Annotated in this window: 1 protein-coding gene; it reads left to right on the forward strand. The window is 73.4% G+C overall.

The genetic code is table 11. The features are described 5' to 3' along the window. Positions 1 to 327: DUF2252 family protein (locus IN07_RS23215; RefSeq protein ID WP_036341384.1), on the forward strand; the 327-nt coding region annotated here is incomplete at both ends.

Here is a 327-nt window from a genome sequence, read left to right on the forward strand (position 1 = left end):
GCGCGCTTCGCGGCGGGCCCGCAAGCGGGTCAGCGACCGGGCGCTGCCGCGGTTCACCGAGGAGCGGGAGGACGGGCGGCGGATCATCGAGGAGCCGCCGTTGATCACCCGGCTCGACCGGGACGAGGCCGCCGAGGTGGTCGATGGGCTGGACGGCTACGTCGACACGCTGCCGTCCCACTGGCGACGGGTCCTCAGCGGGTACACGGTCGTGGACGTCGCCCACAAGGTGGTCGGGGTGGGGAGCGTGGGGCTGCGTGCCTACGTGGCCCTGTGCGAGGGCAGCAGCCCGGACGACGTGGTGTTCCTGCAGCTGAAGCAGGCCCG

Origin of the sequence: Modestobacter caceresii (genome assembly GCF_000761485.1) — a bacterium.
Classification (GTDB): Bacteria; Actinomycetota; Actinomycetes; order Mycobacteriales; family Geodermatophilaceae; genus Modestobacter; species Modestobacter caceresii.